We start from the raw sequence: 13,828 nt of genomic DNA on the forward strand, positions 1-13,828 counted from the left end.
CTTAGTCCCAATCGGGGTCGGGGAGCTCTTGGTAGTCAAAGTAGTCAAAATCAGCATGTAACGCTTGGCCCGATATATCTGCCGCAAATAACCCAACGAGTGTGCCGGTAAAACGAAATACATCCGGCCCGCCTTCGTCAGACATTGGAGTGCTGTTCAGTTGAGGGCCGATTTTGTGCCATGAATCACCGTCTACTGAGTAGCTAAATTGATACCAGACTTTCTCTAAATCTACCTTCAGATACACACGACCCAAGTGCTCAATTTCAACTTCATCATATTCGTCATAGATATCATCTTGAAATTGCACAATTTGCAATATCGTAGCGCCATTGTCGTTTAAGGTTTGCTTTAAGAAGTAGTGGCTGCCTTTTGCGTAATACACCACCAAGCCTGCCATTTGCAGGGGGCTCATTGGGTTAAATTCCATGGCAGTTTCGGCAGAGGCATAAAAACTTTGAAGGCGGCGCGCAACTAAACTTTGCTCATATCGAGAATATAGATAGTGACGCCCCACCAAGCGTAAAAAACCGGGTCTCTCCGTCAAGCTCATCCAGCTGTTGTCAAAGGGCTCTCTGAGAGATTGGTAGTGCAAATTAATATTGGGCTCATCAAAATGATCCTGTGCTCGCTCGGTAGGCCATGGGCAGTCCGCAAGATCGGGTGCTTGCACCTCTTCAAAAGGCGTATTGCCGCCTTGAGCAAGCTCTGGCCAACCATCGACCCAAGACACCTGCTGAATGGCAGATTCTCGTCCGAGAATACTTCTGCCCGAGCCGTATTGGGGCGCAAATTGATAGCCTTCGGGGTTTTTTAGTGGGCGGCTGCATAAGTGAGTCATGTACCACTCACCGTTTTGAGTTTCAAAGAAGAAACCATGGCCCGCGCGTTGCAACCTCGCATTTTCTTTAAAGCGAGAGGTCAGCATCGGATTGTTGGGATGTACTTCGTATGGCCCCCACACAGACTTAGAACGGCATACTGTGACAGCATGATCAAACTCGGTGCCGCCCTCGGCTGTTACTAAATAATAATAGCCATCTTTTTTCAGAATTTGAGGGCCTTCAGTGCAGCCTAATTCGGTGCCTTTAAAAATGTTTTTTATGGGGCCGGTCAGCGTTCCGTTGTTGGCATCAAACTCTTGAAGCACGATTCCACCGAAGTAATTTGTATTTTTACGGCCATCCCAAATCATGTTGACCATGTATTTTTTGCCGTCATCGTCATGAAACATCGACGGATCAAAACCATAGTTGCCAATTGAAATCGGATCGCTCCACGGGCCTTCAATGGATTCTGCGGTAACGACAAAACAAGGCGTTGCCATCCAGCTGCCACCGCGACAGGCATGGGTATTGCTGAAACATAACCAGAAACGACCATCTGCGTAAGAAAGTGTAGGCGCATACACTCCTTCGGAGTTGTCCATGCCGCGCATATCAAGTAATTCAACAGTATCTAATGCGCGAGTCAGTAAACGCCAATTGACAAGATCTTTGGAGTGGTGGATTTGAATGCCTGGAAACCACTCGAATGTGGAAGTAACAATGTAGTAGTCGTCACCGACGCGACAAATGGATGGATCCGGGTTAAATCCGCGAATGACTGGGTTTTTAATGAGTGACATGTGATCCCCTTTGTTTTTATAATTATAAGGCTATTGCTTTTAAATCCATTTGAATGTAGAAAATTTACTATTCAGTATAAATAAATTGTGGTTTGTTGATTATGAGTGTGAGCCCGGTCAGTTTTGAGAATATTCATTTGCCGTCGGCCAGTAGTTTTGGTTTGCGTCATTACCAATTGCCACCATCGTTAGCGCTTAAAGCTCAACCGCATTTTCATATGATGTATGAATGTATGTGGTTTCGCGAGATAGAAGGTGAAGTTGAAATTAATGATGTGATCTACTCGCTCTCGCCGGGAACACTCATGTTTGTTCCGACGCTTCAAGCTCATTCAATGCGGTCATCAGCATCAGACCAAGATTTCTTTCTATTTCAGTATGAGGCTCGGCTATATCGTGAGCTTGATTTAACTCCATCTCATCAACCCATGATGGTGCCCCTTGTATCTAAACTAGATCAGGATAGCGCTCAACATCTGAATCATTTATTAAAATGGAGCACTGAGTTAGGTGAACAAGCGCTAGAGTGGGGTATGAAAGCAAGTTTACTCAAGGCTCTTTTGTTGTTCATTCATCAGCAGCAATTAAAACAACAGCTTGAACCGTTCGATGGTACTTCTCCGGCTGTTTCGCACAAAAGCATGGCTAGAATATTGCCGCTGTTGCAAACGATTGAACAAGGCGATGCGTTGAGAATGTCGCTGGATGATGCCGCTGAATTTTGTGGTATGTCTCGCTATCACTTCTCTCGAACATTTAAATCATTGTTTGGGCAGAATTTTAAGGACTATTTGTTGCGACGTAAAATCAGTGCAGCGGTGTCTTTGTTGATTCATAGCGAACAAAGCATTGCAGATATTGCGTATCAATGTGAATTTACCGACACGGCATATTTTTGTTCCAAATTTCGCCAGCAAATGGGGCAGACACCGGGAGAATTTAGGCGTCTGCTCATCAATATTAATGAATTCTAACGTGATGACTCCTTTGATCCTGATGGCGATTCAGGGTCCGTGAGTTCCAATGGTACCGATTCTGGCATATGGACGTGAACATCTCGTTGAGGGAACGGAATTGACACGCCTTCTTCGTCAAATTTCATTTTGACTTGGCGCGTGATGTCCCAATAGACATTCCAGTAATTCGCTGTTTTTACCCAAGGGCGAACCCAAAAATCAACAGAAGATTCGCCTAGGTTGGCAACTTTAACGATAGGTTCAGGGTGAGGGAGCACTAAATCGTGCGCCTCTAATACTTCGTGTATGGCTTTTTCTGCTTTGGCAATGTCATCGCTGTACCCAATACCAAAAATGAGGTCAACCCGGCGTATACGCTCAGCGGTAACATTGGTAATGATGTCGTCCCAGATTTTATTGTTGGGCACAATAATGCGTTGGTTATCGAACGTTTTGATGGTGGCATTCACTAAGCTTAATTTTTCCACTGTGCCGGTAATACCTCCGGCGACCACAACATCATCGACATCAAATGGGCGATAGATTAGGATCATCAAGCCAGATGCAAAGTTAGACAGAGTCCCTTGCAAGGCAAAACCAATCACAATACCGGCAACCCCGAAACCTGCCAGCAGTGGCGCTACTTCAATTCCAATTTGGCCCAAGGCCACCAGAAAGCCAAACAGCATCACTAATTTATGTGCGATAGAAGCGAAGAAGTCTTGTAGCAAGCGCGATAGGTTCAATTTAGATGCATTGGTGGCTTTGACGACTAAGCGCCGAACCAAGCCTGCAATAAAACGGAATGCGATGATAATGGCACCGAACAGAATCAGCTTAAACGTAAAATCTGGGCCATGTTCAAACAACCACTGCCCCATGTGTGTAAACCATCTTGAGACGAGTCGAGACATCACCGCAAAGTTGAAAATGTCCTCTGTGACAGAACCTGTGCTGGCAATCAGCGTTTCTTTGTAGCTACTTGTATTCGCGCCAATGGAGTCCATGGTGTTGATAAGCAGCTCTAGGCTAGTGTTGCAGCTGTCACGTTTGATTTGAAACGCCTTGATGGATGCGTCTAATGGCGAGACTTCGGATTCGAGTGCCGAACTTTTGGCCGTGATCAGTTCAGAAAGGCGCGAATGGCTATAGTTCAACAATAGGCTGACATTGTCGGCGCGTTCATATAGAGCCTGCTCAAATGCGCGCGTTGGCTTTTTAACGTCCGAACCAAGCCGCTCTAACCACTGAATCAAATCCAATCGAAAAACGGTGATGTGATCGACACGTTTTTGCACTTCGCTCATTTGTTCTTCTTGTGCCAATAACTTTTCACCTTCGAGCTGGTGATTTTCTGCCCGCAGGTCGTTCACTTGCTTGTTTAAAGTTTCATTGAACTGCGTGGCGAGATGTAACTGTCGAGAAAAGATTCCTTTCGCGGTTTCGACCTGTTTGGGACTCATATTGGTGACGGCATCGCCTTCTTCAATATATTCAGTCATCAATAATTTTTGTTCGTCGACCAGTCGAGAAACTCGAAGTTTTAGCAGCAATTTTTGTTCGCCTTTGAGCGGCTCGCTGATCTTCAAGTACTTTGTGAGCTGTTGATCAATTTCAACGATCTGATTGATCACTGGCTGATGAGAGTCTTCCGCTAATACGGCCCAAGCCATGCAAGTAAACACCATAGCGATGAGCTGTGTAACGAGGTTCGACCGTGGAATATGTTTCATGAATTCATTCCCTGAGCAAAATACTGGGCAAAGTGTAGCTGGCAATAAAGATCTTTGGAATCAAATAGCAATGTAATATGTGCAAGTGATGAGGGCCTTCCTACTTTATTTAAGCGTGAAATCTTGAGGGTTTGTACGATACTTAATCAACTAATGGGAGGCAAACATGCGCGAACGTGGATTTACTCTGATCGAGCTTACCGCTGTTTTGGTGATGGTGGCCATTGTCTCCAGCTTTGCAGTTCCAAGATTTACTGACACTCACAAAAGTGCGGTTGAAAGCAATTTAGAAGCTATGCGCGGCGCGTTGAGTTCAGCCGTTGATTTAGTGCACATGAAAGCTCAAATCGAAGGGAAAATCTCTGGCAGTGATAGCGTGGATGTAGGAGGAACCACCATTTCTATTTTTGACGGATATCCTATTGCGCATTGGAATCGCTCGGTTCGATATTTAGTCAGTTTAGACGATGAGTCTTTTTCCAGAGTGAATTCTGAATGTGACAGTGACTGGTGTGGGCGAGGCAATCAGCTCAGCCTTCCCGGACAGCTCTCTATTAGTATCATGGGGCGTGCAGCGAAAGTGTGGCTCAACGGCTACGAGTGGGCTGATTCATGCAGTGTTTACTATGTGAATAACCTTGATGGCAGCCCACCACTCATTGATGTTGTAACGGACGGCTGTTAATTAACTGCTGTTTCTGAACGAACATTGCGGGACAATGAACAGAGTTGTGTTGCTTAATTTATCTGAATACCAATATGACCATTCAATCATTACGTTTTAGCTCATCGAAAACGAAGCCTTAAACGTCCTCTGAAGCCTTGTTGAAGACTTATTCGGACATGTTAGGCTGATTGGCGATTGAGTTGCTCTGACGACCACACAGCTTCTTACTCAAGAGCTCGACTTCCAATACCCTTAGCTACATGTTTAAAATGATACTTTGACTGTAAAAGGTGCTGATGGGAGTGACAGGGTTCAGGGCCTCCAACATCGTTCAGCTTACCGGGAGGCAAATCGATTTGGAGAGTGGTATCCATGAGACTAGGCCTTGGCACGCCTTAGCGGCGTCCTAAAACGTTACAGGGTACCGTAGCTCTGCATCCTGCCGTGGGCTAAATAAAGCTGTTCAAGCTTGCTCCAGACGTTTGAGTCGAACCTCGCTGGGTGATTTTCAACCGCTTCTTTTTGAAATGGTATGGGATAGAAAACAAAAAAGCCCCGTTCTTTCGAACGGGGCTTCGTTGTGATGGTGCCCAGAGGCGGAATCGAACCACCGACACGGGGATTTTCAATCCCCTGCTCTACCGACTGAGCTATCTGGGCGAATAAATGGTGCCGGCTGCCGGAGTCGAACTGGCGACCTACTGATTACAAGTCAGTTGCTCTACCAACTGAGCTAAGCCGGCACACTAAAACCGTGTGCATTCACTGCAACTTTATTCGCTGTTAAGAAGCTACGCTTAAGTCTTTCCCGACTCGCTTTGCCCTCTCAACGGGGCGCTATTAAACGGATTTTGAGGTTCTAAGTCAATAGGTTTTTTTCAGTTTTTTTATTTGGCCCGTTTTTTGACCAAACTTGCGTCATATTTGTGCTATTTCACACGTTCTTTTCTGAAATTGAGCAAAAAAAGCCCAACGTAAACGTTGGGCAAAAATTACAGGAGAAGAGGCAATGACGTGCCTTTCACATACACTGAGTGTTTAGTGCGCAACACCAAACTCGTTTTTGAGGAATAAATTCCTCAGTAATCGATGACCAACCTTTGATTTGATTCGACATTCGATTGAATTTGTTCTCGGCCATCGGGCCAAATGATTTTTAATTCGCTGACCGTGTCATGTTCTCCCAAGCCAAAATGAACCTGTGCAGGATTCTGAGAAACATAGTTGTTTTCGTTTCGAACCTCTCTCATCTGCACTACGCCATCAGAAGTGGTGATGTACACCCGAGCACCCAATGCTTCAGTATTTCCATTCGCTTGGCGCAATTTAATACCAAGGTAATTTCCTAAAGTACTACTGCCTAAATTTTCAAATAAAGACAGGCCATTGGTAGATGTAATACTGTTTTGACTGGTAAGAATGTCCACATCGCCATCGCCATCAGAGTCAAAACAACTCACACCGCGACCGAGCCCAGTCTCTTCAAGCTGTGCTTGCTGCGCATATTCGGTATACGTACCGTCAGCATTGGCCATGAATAGTGTGGAAGGGTCATTGGCGTAGTCGATAGATGTATCGGTATTGTAGATGCCGACGAGCTCTTCCCAGCCATTGGTGACATAAATATCGAGCAATCCGTCGTTGTTGAAATCTGCAAAGCAAGTGCCCCACGCCCAACCCGATTGGTGCACTTCGTACTCCAGTTGATCTGCGTGTGGCGTTGTAGAAAAACTTCCTTCACCCTGATTGGTGTATAAGAAATTACCTGGACTACGAATGAGTCCTGTTGAAGGGTTTTTGTCGTAAATTGCGGTGACAAACCAATCCAGATCTCCGTCGTTGTCCGCATCGGCAATGGCTGCGCCCATGCCATTCGCATCAACAATAATGTCTCTATCTGTCACATTTTCGAAGGTGCCGTTCATCAGGTTCATAAATACCATGGAGGTACCAAAATCACCGGTGATGAGCAAATCTACGAAGCCATCATTGTTAATGTCGGCAAAATTTGGCGTGAAGGTGTAATCCAAGTCACCAAACATACCGTTGCCATTCCAGACGTAAATAGTGTCGGTTATCCCTGCACTTTTACTGATGTTCTCAAATTGGAATCCACCTTTGTTCAGCCATAAATGTTCAGACTGGCTTAACGTGGCGTCTGGCGTGTTGCCCCAATGAGTAAGAGCTAAATCTAAATCACCGTCGTTGTCGATATCGCCGAAAGCTGCGCCAATGGTGTTCAACGCAGTGATATTGAGGCCTGTGTTCGCAGTGATGTCGGTAAACGTACCATCACCATTGTTACTAAAGACGTAAATTGAATGTCCTTCAATTGCGCCGATCAATAAATCTAAATCACCATCTCCGTCAATATCGGCAAACATTGGACCGCTGCCTTTGTGATTGGCGATAGAAACGCCAGCCGTTGTAGCGACATCTTCAAATTGGTTATTTCCATTGTTCTGAAAGAGCTGGCTAGGAGTACTATCACCTGCTGCAATAAAGATGTCGACATCTCCATCTCCATCGTAGTCACCGACTGCGTGGCCTCCGGCAAACAGTTGCTCCATTGATTCTTCATCTCGATTTTGAATCGAGAACATGTGTGATAAACCTGAATCGGTGGGCGATAATGCAGAAAACGTTATGAGCGCTTCTGGTTCTGGGGCAGGTGGGGGCACTACGACGTTTGAGCCGTCACTACCACCGCCTCCACCACCACAGGCGGCAAGTACAAAGGACAACCCGATTATAAATCGTGTTTTTTGATGAACCCAAGACATACATCTCTCCGTTGGGTGGACGAAAAAGGGTGGCCCATAAAGAGCCACCCGTATTCACGTTTTATTCAAAACGATAATGCACATTTACTCCAAATGTGCGTGGAGGATTGTAGTAGGCAAATGAGCCATAAGGTGTATCTGAAATACCTCCGTCAGCTGTTTTGACTGCTTCATCAGTAAAGTTGTTAACGTAAGCTTCGATGGTGTACGGGTATTTGCCCGACTCATATCGAACGCTTGCGTCCCAAAGTTGAAAACTTTCTTGAGAGCGAAGGTTCTTCACTACATTTTCTGTCTTAGTCGCTGTGTAGTTGCCGGCTCCGTCAACATACGCAGTGTCAAGGTTGAACTCATCTAAGAAATATTCGTCAGAGATTTGAACCTTGATACGAGGTACAAGGTAGCCGTGGCCTAAATCAAACTCATGCTCATAAGCAAGCGTAAAGTCGTAATCAGGAGCGCGAACCAATTTGTTGCCACTTAAATCAAGTGTCCCTGCAGGGCCTGGCTTGTTATAGACCTGAGCGGCAGTGTTCCCCGCATTATAATATTCATCGTATTCAGCGCTTAAGAATGCACCAGACAAGTTGAAGCGACCATTTTCAAACACTAACCATTCAAGTTCGATTTCCAAACCCTCAATAGTCGCTTCGGCCGCATTAGTCGTTCCTAATGAACCTTTATTTGAGTCTAACTCACCGTCGCCATCTGTATCGATAAGCTGAGGTGCCGACACTTGCAAATCTTCATAGTCCATTTTGTATGCAGCGATATTAGCTTTGAGCAATCCGTCGAGCCAGAACGACTTCAAACCAATTTCGTAGTTCGTTAATTCTTCCGGTGCCGCTGTACCACCAGTATCTTGCAAAATACCCGACTTAAAGCCTGTGCTCACACTGGCGTATGTCATGATATCTTCAGTGGCTTTCCAGTCAGCACGAACTAACCAAGTGGTTTTGTCCCACTCATTGTTACGCTCGTTATTTGGATCATCCAAGTCAGGATTGTAGTTCGGGTTTGGGTTGTCATTGACTTGACGGACCCAGCAGTGAGTATCGGCTGGCATACCTGCATTACTGCCGTTGTTCACAGCTCCAGCTTGGATGTTGGCGTCTTCATAAGGTGTGCCAAAGTCGCCTTGCAGAGAACTCCATGCGAACGGACCGCGTAAGTTCATATCACAGTTGAGTGAGCGTCCCCCTTTATCGGTTTTCTCATCTTCCATGTAACGAGCCCCAGCGGTGAGCTTGAGTTCTTCGGTGAGCTCATAATCAACTTGTGCGAACACGGCTTTTGTTTCTAACTGGCGGTCGGGTTGGATGAATATGGCTCCACCAGCTTCGTCACCACCACCAATCCAGTTGCCACCACCAACGTTGTACAAATCGATATCGAACCGAATCGCATTTTCTTCTTTACTGGTGTAAGCACCTACAATCCAGTTGAATGGGCCGTCGTTGTTGCTTCGTGCTTGAATTTCGTGCGACCAAAACTCGTAGTCAGACCATTCCGTTCTGTTTTCTTGGAACGTTGTTGCAGATACACCTAAATCGGTATCCGTGACTTGAGAACGTTTTTGCTTGTTGTAACCGAGAACATATGAAACGTCGATCCCGTCGGTAATTGCATAGTCAATACGAGAGCTGATCCCTAAGTTGGTCATATCAACCGAACCAGGGCTGTCGACTACGGCTACGCGGTCATCATGCTTTTCGACAATGTATGGGTCAATCTGAATATAACCTGTGCCTTGATCTTCATACCATTCTGCTGTTGTTAACCACGTTAAACGGTCACCTCCATCATAAAGAGCACTAAGGCGGAACGATGTTTGGTCGGCTGAATCATAGCCTTTTTGGTTTCCGTCTTTAGAGACTGCAAACCCTGTAGCCGGTGCATCAAAGCGAGCACCACCGCCGATTGCAGAACCTTCTTTCAAATAGTAATCGTCATAGGAACTAATATTATCAACATAGCCTTCGTGCTGTTGATGATAACCGGCAAATCGTAATGCAAATGAGTCGCTTACTGGTAAGTTCACGGCTCCTTTAAACATTTGCGAACCGTAGTTACCAAATCCAATTGAAGAGTCTCCTTCAAACTCACCGATACGTGGCTTTTTGGTATATAAATTGATTGCACCTACGGTTGCGTTTCGGCCGAATAGTGTTCCCTGAGGGCCACGTAATACTTCGACGCGTTCCAAGTCGTACATGAGTACTGCGGCGCCTTGTGGGCGAGGCGAGTACACATCATTCACGTGGAATGCGACCGCTGGATCGCCAAGTTCAGTTCGGTTTGTACTACCCACACCCCTCATAGTCACGTCAAGAGCGTTCGAATCGCCATGTGTTGCAATGTTAAGTGTTGGTACCAAACTGACCAGATCTCGTACGGTTTTGACTTGGTTCTTTTCAAGCGTATCGGGTGTAAACGCTGAAATCGCAATAGGCGTTTCTTGTTCACTTGATACACGCTTTGTTGCCGTCACCTCAATGACTTCAATTCCGCGTTTTGTGTCTTCCGTAACTTCTTCTTGCGCCCAAGCTGAAGACGCGGCAATTGCCGCACCCACAGCGAGAGCTACTGTTGAGACTTTCATAGTCTTTTTCATTTTCCCCACCATTGTCTTGGTTTGTTATTGAAGACTTTTTCAACCACTAACTTTTTGATTAGTTGAGTGAAATCGTTTTCATATTAATCCGTTATGTTGCCCATTTGAGTTAATTTTTACTTCTTATTGGGTTCAGCTTTGCCTGAAAACGTTATCTTTTTCAGGAGTTCGCCCTGAACAACGATGTTAATATTTGGTTATGAAGTATGTAATTGTCAACTCGCCAACCTTTTAATTTGTGTGAGCTAGGTTCAACTTCACTCTAATTAATTTTAAATTTATTATTTATCAGTGCTTTAGTGTGGCTATGGGGAAGTGTGAGCTTTGTCATGAAATCGTTTTTATATTTTTCTTTCGAACTAATTCGTTATTGGCTTAATGCCTTTTTTTGTTGATGTAAATTGCATAATCGTTAAAAAACCGAATGATTTTCTTGAAAACGATTTCATTGTGATTTAATTTTACGGCATTCAAAAATAACAATGGTAAACAGGGCTTAAATGAACTCTTTTGAAGAGCAGATCAAAAGTGAAATCACGATGTGCATCATGCCATTTTGGATGTACAAAGCCAGTGACCAACAAAATGGTGGTTACTGGGGATCTGTGTTGGCAAATGGATTTATTGATAAAAATGCTGACAAAGGAGGCATTTTTCATGCTCGCTTATTGTGGAGTTTTAGTTCGGCATATGAATGCTTTAGAACGGAATCTTACAAAGAACATGCGATTCGTTGTTATGCATTCATAGCCTCTAAGCTTACTTCAGAAACGGGCTTGGAACTGGTTTGGAGTCAAACTTTAGGCGAGCGTTTTGCAACGCATGAAGATTACCTAGTGACACAATGTTATTACCTTTATGCCATTTCTAAATATGAACAGGTGATTTCTCCTCACTTAGGTAAGTCCAAAAAAATATTTGCTCACTTAGAAAATTTATTTACTGAATATTTACTGAAAAAAGGCAAAGCCGGTGAATTATGGCGAGGCTACTTACATATGCTGGAGGCTGTTGATGCCTACTTGCAAGTCGATCCGAATAATTTATCGGCCCAAAGCGTATTCAGTGGGTTGTTTGAACGCGCGTCTCAGCTGTTAAGAACCATTGATGACGAACAAATTTCTAGTTTGAACTGGGGCCGCATCAGTGCAACATCCTGGCTTCTATCAACTTATTACCAGGCGCACTCGACACTTCTCAGTAATATGAGTATCGAGCCTATTGCGCAAAGTCTAAGAACGAAAGTAGCGCAAGAAATGGAAATGCAACAGCAACCAGGAATTCCCTTGTGCCAATTGGATTCAACTCGCTACGGCTGGGTGCAAGCAGAAGCAATGGTAAGCCTGTGGTTCTATGCCAAAGACTCTCTCGGTCATGGGCGATCTAATACATTGCTTAAACAATGGCAGTTTATTCGAGAGCGCATTAGTGATCACCAATTTGGAGAATGGCGCATTGAAGCACTGAAGGAAGACACGCAGGGCTCAACACTTGAAAAAGCAGGCTTCTGGAAGTGTCCGTACCATAACTTACGCGCATGCTTAACTATTTATAAAGAATTGTTCGCGTCAAAAACGACTTTACGGGAAACACAATGCAAATAACCTCTCTCGACTTAGCCATCATTTTTGCCTATTTAGGGGCAACGATCGTTATTGGTCTGTTGTTAAAACGCCGCGCATCTAAGAACTTGGAGAGCTACTTTATGGGGGGGAAAACCCTCCCGTGGTATATGTTGGGGTTGTCGAATGCTTCTGGAATGTTCGACATATCAGGCACCATGTGGCTTGTGACTCTTTGTTTTATATACGGAATGAAGAGCATTTGGGTTCCTTGGTTGTGGCCAGTATTTAACCAAGTGTTCTTGATGGTCTATTTGAGCATTTGGCTACGACGGTCTAACGTTTTGACCGGTGCGGAATGGATTAGAACGCGGTTTGGTGATGATATGGGTGGCAAAATGTCACACATGGTTGTTGTCTTGTTCGCGGTCATTAGTGTGCTCGGATTTCTTGCCTATGGCTTTGTGGGTGTGGGCAAATTCATGGAAATATTTATTCCATGGGAAGTGGTACAGAACTATGTGCCTTTTGAGGTTGCACCTCAATATGTACCGCATTTATACGGCATATTCTTTACCGCTATCGCAACGTTTTACGTCATGCTCGGTGGCATGATGAGTATTGTTTTTGCTGATTTATTGCAGTTTGCCATTATGACAGTAGCAGCATTGAGTATCGGTATTATTGCGATGATTAATGTTAGCCCTGAAATGTTGCAAGCAATGACGCCAGAGGGCTGGGCCAACCCATTCTTTGGGTGGACACTAGAACTTGATTGGGCGGGCAAAGTAAATGAGATCAACGACAAAATCGCAAGTGATGGTTACTCCCTATTTGCCATTTTTGTCATGATGATGCTGTTCAAAGGTGTTTTGGTCAGCGCGGCTGGCCCTGCTCCAAACTACGACATGCAAAAAATATTGGCCACGCGTAGCCCGAAAGAAGCCGCGAAAATGAGTGGTTTTGTATCTATTGTATTGATGCCGATACGGTATTTTATGATTGCCGGATTTGCCATACTCGCGATCGTATTTTACGAGCGTTTAGACCTCTCTCGAAACGGTTCAATCGACTTCGAGAATATACTCCCAAGTGCGATTTTAGAATTTGCCCCGGTAGGTATTCTCGGGCTACTTCTTGCCGGTTTGCTTGCGGCCTTTATGTCGACGTTTGCTTCGACCGTTAATGCAGCGCCAGCCTACCTTGTAAATGATATCTACAAGCGCTATTTCAAACCGGATGCTTCCAATAAAGTCTTGATTCGCGCGAGCTATACCGTGTCCGTTGGTGTTGTGGTGATCAGCACATTCATTGGTTTGTATGTGCAAAGTATTAACAGCGTATTGCAGTGGATCGTATCGGGCTTGTGGGGCGGGTACGTCGTCTCAAATGTCTTAAAGTGGTACTGGTGGCGACTCAATGGCCAAGGGTACTTCTGGGGCATGATGTCAGGCATCATTGGCGCATTATTGTTCCCAGTAATTTTTGATGGTGTTTTCCCTGAGATTGCATCAGACATTCTTCCTTTGTATTTGTTTCCTTTGCTGCTTCTTATTTCGGGAGTGACATGCGTTGCGGCCAGCCTTTTGACTGAGCCAGAAGATCGAGAGCTATTGAAGAAGTTCTACAAAACTGTGAATCCATGGGGGTTCTGGGGGCCAATTCGTAAAGAAGTTGAAGCGGAAAATCCTGATTTTAAAGCCAATCCTCACTTCAAACGTGACATGGCAAACGTAGGTGTTGGGGTCATGCTTCAAACTTGCTTGGTCGCACTTCCTATCTACATCGTTATTCAAGAATGGCAGTCGATGTCTATCACACTCGTTGTGTTAATGGGCACCGCGTTGTTTTTGAAGAAAAACTGGTATAACAAGCTTGAAGATTAA

Annotated in this window: 8 protein-coding genes and 2 tRNA genes; 4 read left to right on the top strand and 6 right to left on the bottom strand. The window is 44.9% G+C overall.

Features of this window, described 5'->3' with window-relative positions; genetic code table 11:
- Nucleotide 1 precedes the first annotated feature (1 nt).
- The gene (locus NAF29_RS12545; protein WP_251261932.1) at nt 2-1,627 is read right to left on the bottom strand and encodes a glycoside hydrolase family 43 protein; all 1,626 of its coding nucleotides are present in this window, start codon (nt 1,625-1,627) and stop codon (nt 2-4) included.
- A gap of 101 nt (nt 1,628-1,728) precedes the next feature.
- On the opposite strand from NAF29_RS12545, the gene NAF29_RS12550 reads away from it, so the two are divergent.
- The gene (locus NAF29_RS12550) at nt 1,729-2,601 is read left to right on the top strand and encodes a helix-turn-helix transcriptional regulator (protein WP_251261933.1); all 873 of its coding nucleotides are present in this window, start codon (nt 1,729-1,731) and stop codon (nt 2,599-2,601) included.
- On the opposite strand, the gene NAF29_RS12555 is transcribed toward NAF29_RS12550, so the two are convergent.
- Nucleotides 2,598-4,316: a mechanosensitive ion channel family protein gene (locus NAF29_RS12555; protein WP_251261934.1), complete on the bottom strand. Its 1,719-nt coding sequence runs from the start codon at nt 4,314-4,316 to the stop codon at nt 2,598-2,600. The two genes, NAF29_RS12550 and NAF29_RS12555, sit on opposite strands and share 4 nt — an antisense overlap.
- 166 nt (nt 4,317-4,482) lie before the next feature.
- Between NAF29_RS12555 and NAF29_RS12560 the strand changes: the two genes are divergently transcribed.
- Nucleotides 4,483-5,001 carry a pilus assembly FimT family protein gene (locus NAF29_RS12560; protein ID WP_251261935.1) on the top strand — a complete coding sequence of 173 codons (519 nt, stop codon included), beginning with the start codon at nt 4,483-4,485 and terminating at the stop codon, nt 4,999-5,001.
- Between the two features lie 566 nt (nt 5,002-5,567).
- On the opposite strand, the gene NAF29_RS12565 is transcribed toward NAF29_RS12560, so the two are convergent.
- The 4 genes from NAF29_RS12565 to NAF29_RS12580 all read right to left on the bottom strand — a co-directional run bounded on the left by NAF29_RS12565 (nt 5,568) and on the right by NAF29_RS12580 (nt 10,380).
- A tRNA-Phe gene (locus NAF29_RS12565) sits at nt 5,568-5,643 on the bottom strand.
- A gap of 7 nt (nt 5,644-5,650) precedes the next feature.
- A tRNA-Thr gene (locus NAF29_RS12570) sits at nt 5,651-5,726 on the bottom strand.
- A gap of 336 nt (nt 5,727-6,062) precedes the next feature.
- Nucleotides 6,063-7,766 (bottom strand): CRTAC1 family protein, encoded by a 1,704-nt coding sequence (locus NAF29_RS12575; RefSeq protein WP_251261936.1) that lies wholly within the window; start codon nt 7,764-7,766, stop codon nt 6,063-6,065.
- Nucleotides 7,767-7,827: 61 nt separating this feature from the next.
- Nucleotides 7,828-10,380 carry a TonB-dependent receptor gene (locus NAF29_RS12580; RefSeq protein WP_251261937.1) on the bottom strand — a complete coding sequence of 851 codons (2,553 nt, stop codon included), beginning with the start codon at nt 10,378-10,380 and terminating at the stop codon, nt 7,828-7,830.
- A 500-nt stretch (nt 10,381-10,880) separates the two neighbouring features.
- Between NAF29_RS12580 and NAF29_RS12585 the strand changes: the two genes are divergently transcribed.
- Together NAF29_RS12585 and NAF29_RS12590 are read left to right on the top strand one after the other, a co-directional pair.
- Nucleotides 10,881-11,984, top strand: a complete 1,104-nt coding sequence (locus NAF29_RS12585) for an AGE family epimerase/isomerase (RefSeq protein WP_251261938.1) — start codon at nt 10,881-10,883, stop codon at nt 11,982-11,984.
- On the top strand, nt 11,975-13,828 hold the full coding sequence (locus NAF29_RS12590) for a sodium:solute symporter family protein (RefSeq protein WP_251261939.1): 1,854 nt from the start codon (nt 11,975-11,977) through the stop codon (nt 13,826-13,828). The genes NAF29_RS12585 and NAF29_RS12590 overlap by 10 nt, the downstream gene beginning before the upstream one ends.

The sequence above is a fragment of the Echinimonas agarilytica genome, from assembly GCF_023703465.1.
GTDB lineage: Bacteria > Pseudomonadota > Gammaproteobacteria > Enterobacterales > Neiellaceae > Echinimonas > Echinimonas agarilytica.

Excerpts from the sequence above, each read along its gene's own strand:
- NAF29_RS12550 (WP_251261933.1), top strand. The coding sequence starts at position 1,729 with ATGAGTGTGAGCCCGGTCAGTTTTGAGAATATTCATTTGCCGTCGGCC.
- NAF29_RS12555 (WP_251261934.1), bottom strand. The coding sequence starts at position 4,316 with ATGAAACATATTCCACGGTCGAACCTCGTTACACAGCTCATCGCTATG.
- NAF29_RS12575 (WP_251261936.1), bottom strand. The coding sequence starts at position 7,766 with ATGTCTTGGGTTCATCAAAAAACACGATTTATAATCGGGTTGTCCTTT.
- NAF29_RS12580 (WP_251261937.1), bottom strand. The coding sequence starts at position 10,380 with ATGAAAAAGACTATGAAAGTCTCAACAGTAGCTCTCGCTGTGGGTGCG.
- NAF29_RS12585 (WP_251261938.1), top strand. The coding sequence starts at position 10,881 with ATGAACTCTTTTGAAGAGCAGATCAAAAGTGAAATCACGATGTGCATC.
- NAF29_RS12590 (WP_251261939.1), top strand. The coding sequence starts at position 11,975 with ATGCAAATAACCTCTCTCGACTTAGCCATCATTTTTGCCTATTTAGGG.
- NAF29_RS12560 (WP_251261935.1), top strand. The coding sequence starts at position 4,483 with ATGCGCGAACGTGGATTTACTCTGATCGAGCTTACCGCTGTTTTGGTG.
- NAF29_RS12545 (WP_251261932.1), bottom strand. The coding sequence starts at position 1,627 with ATGTCACTCATTAAAAACCCAGTCATTCGCGGATTTAACCCGGATCCA.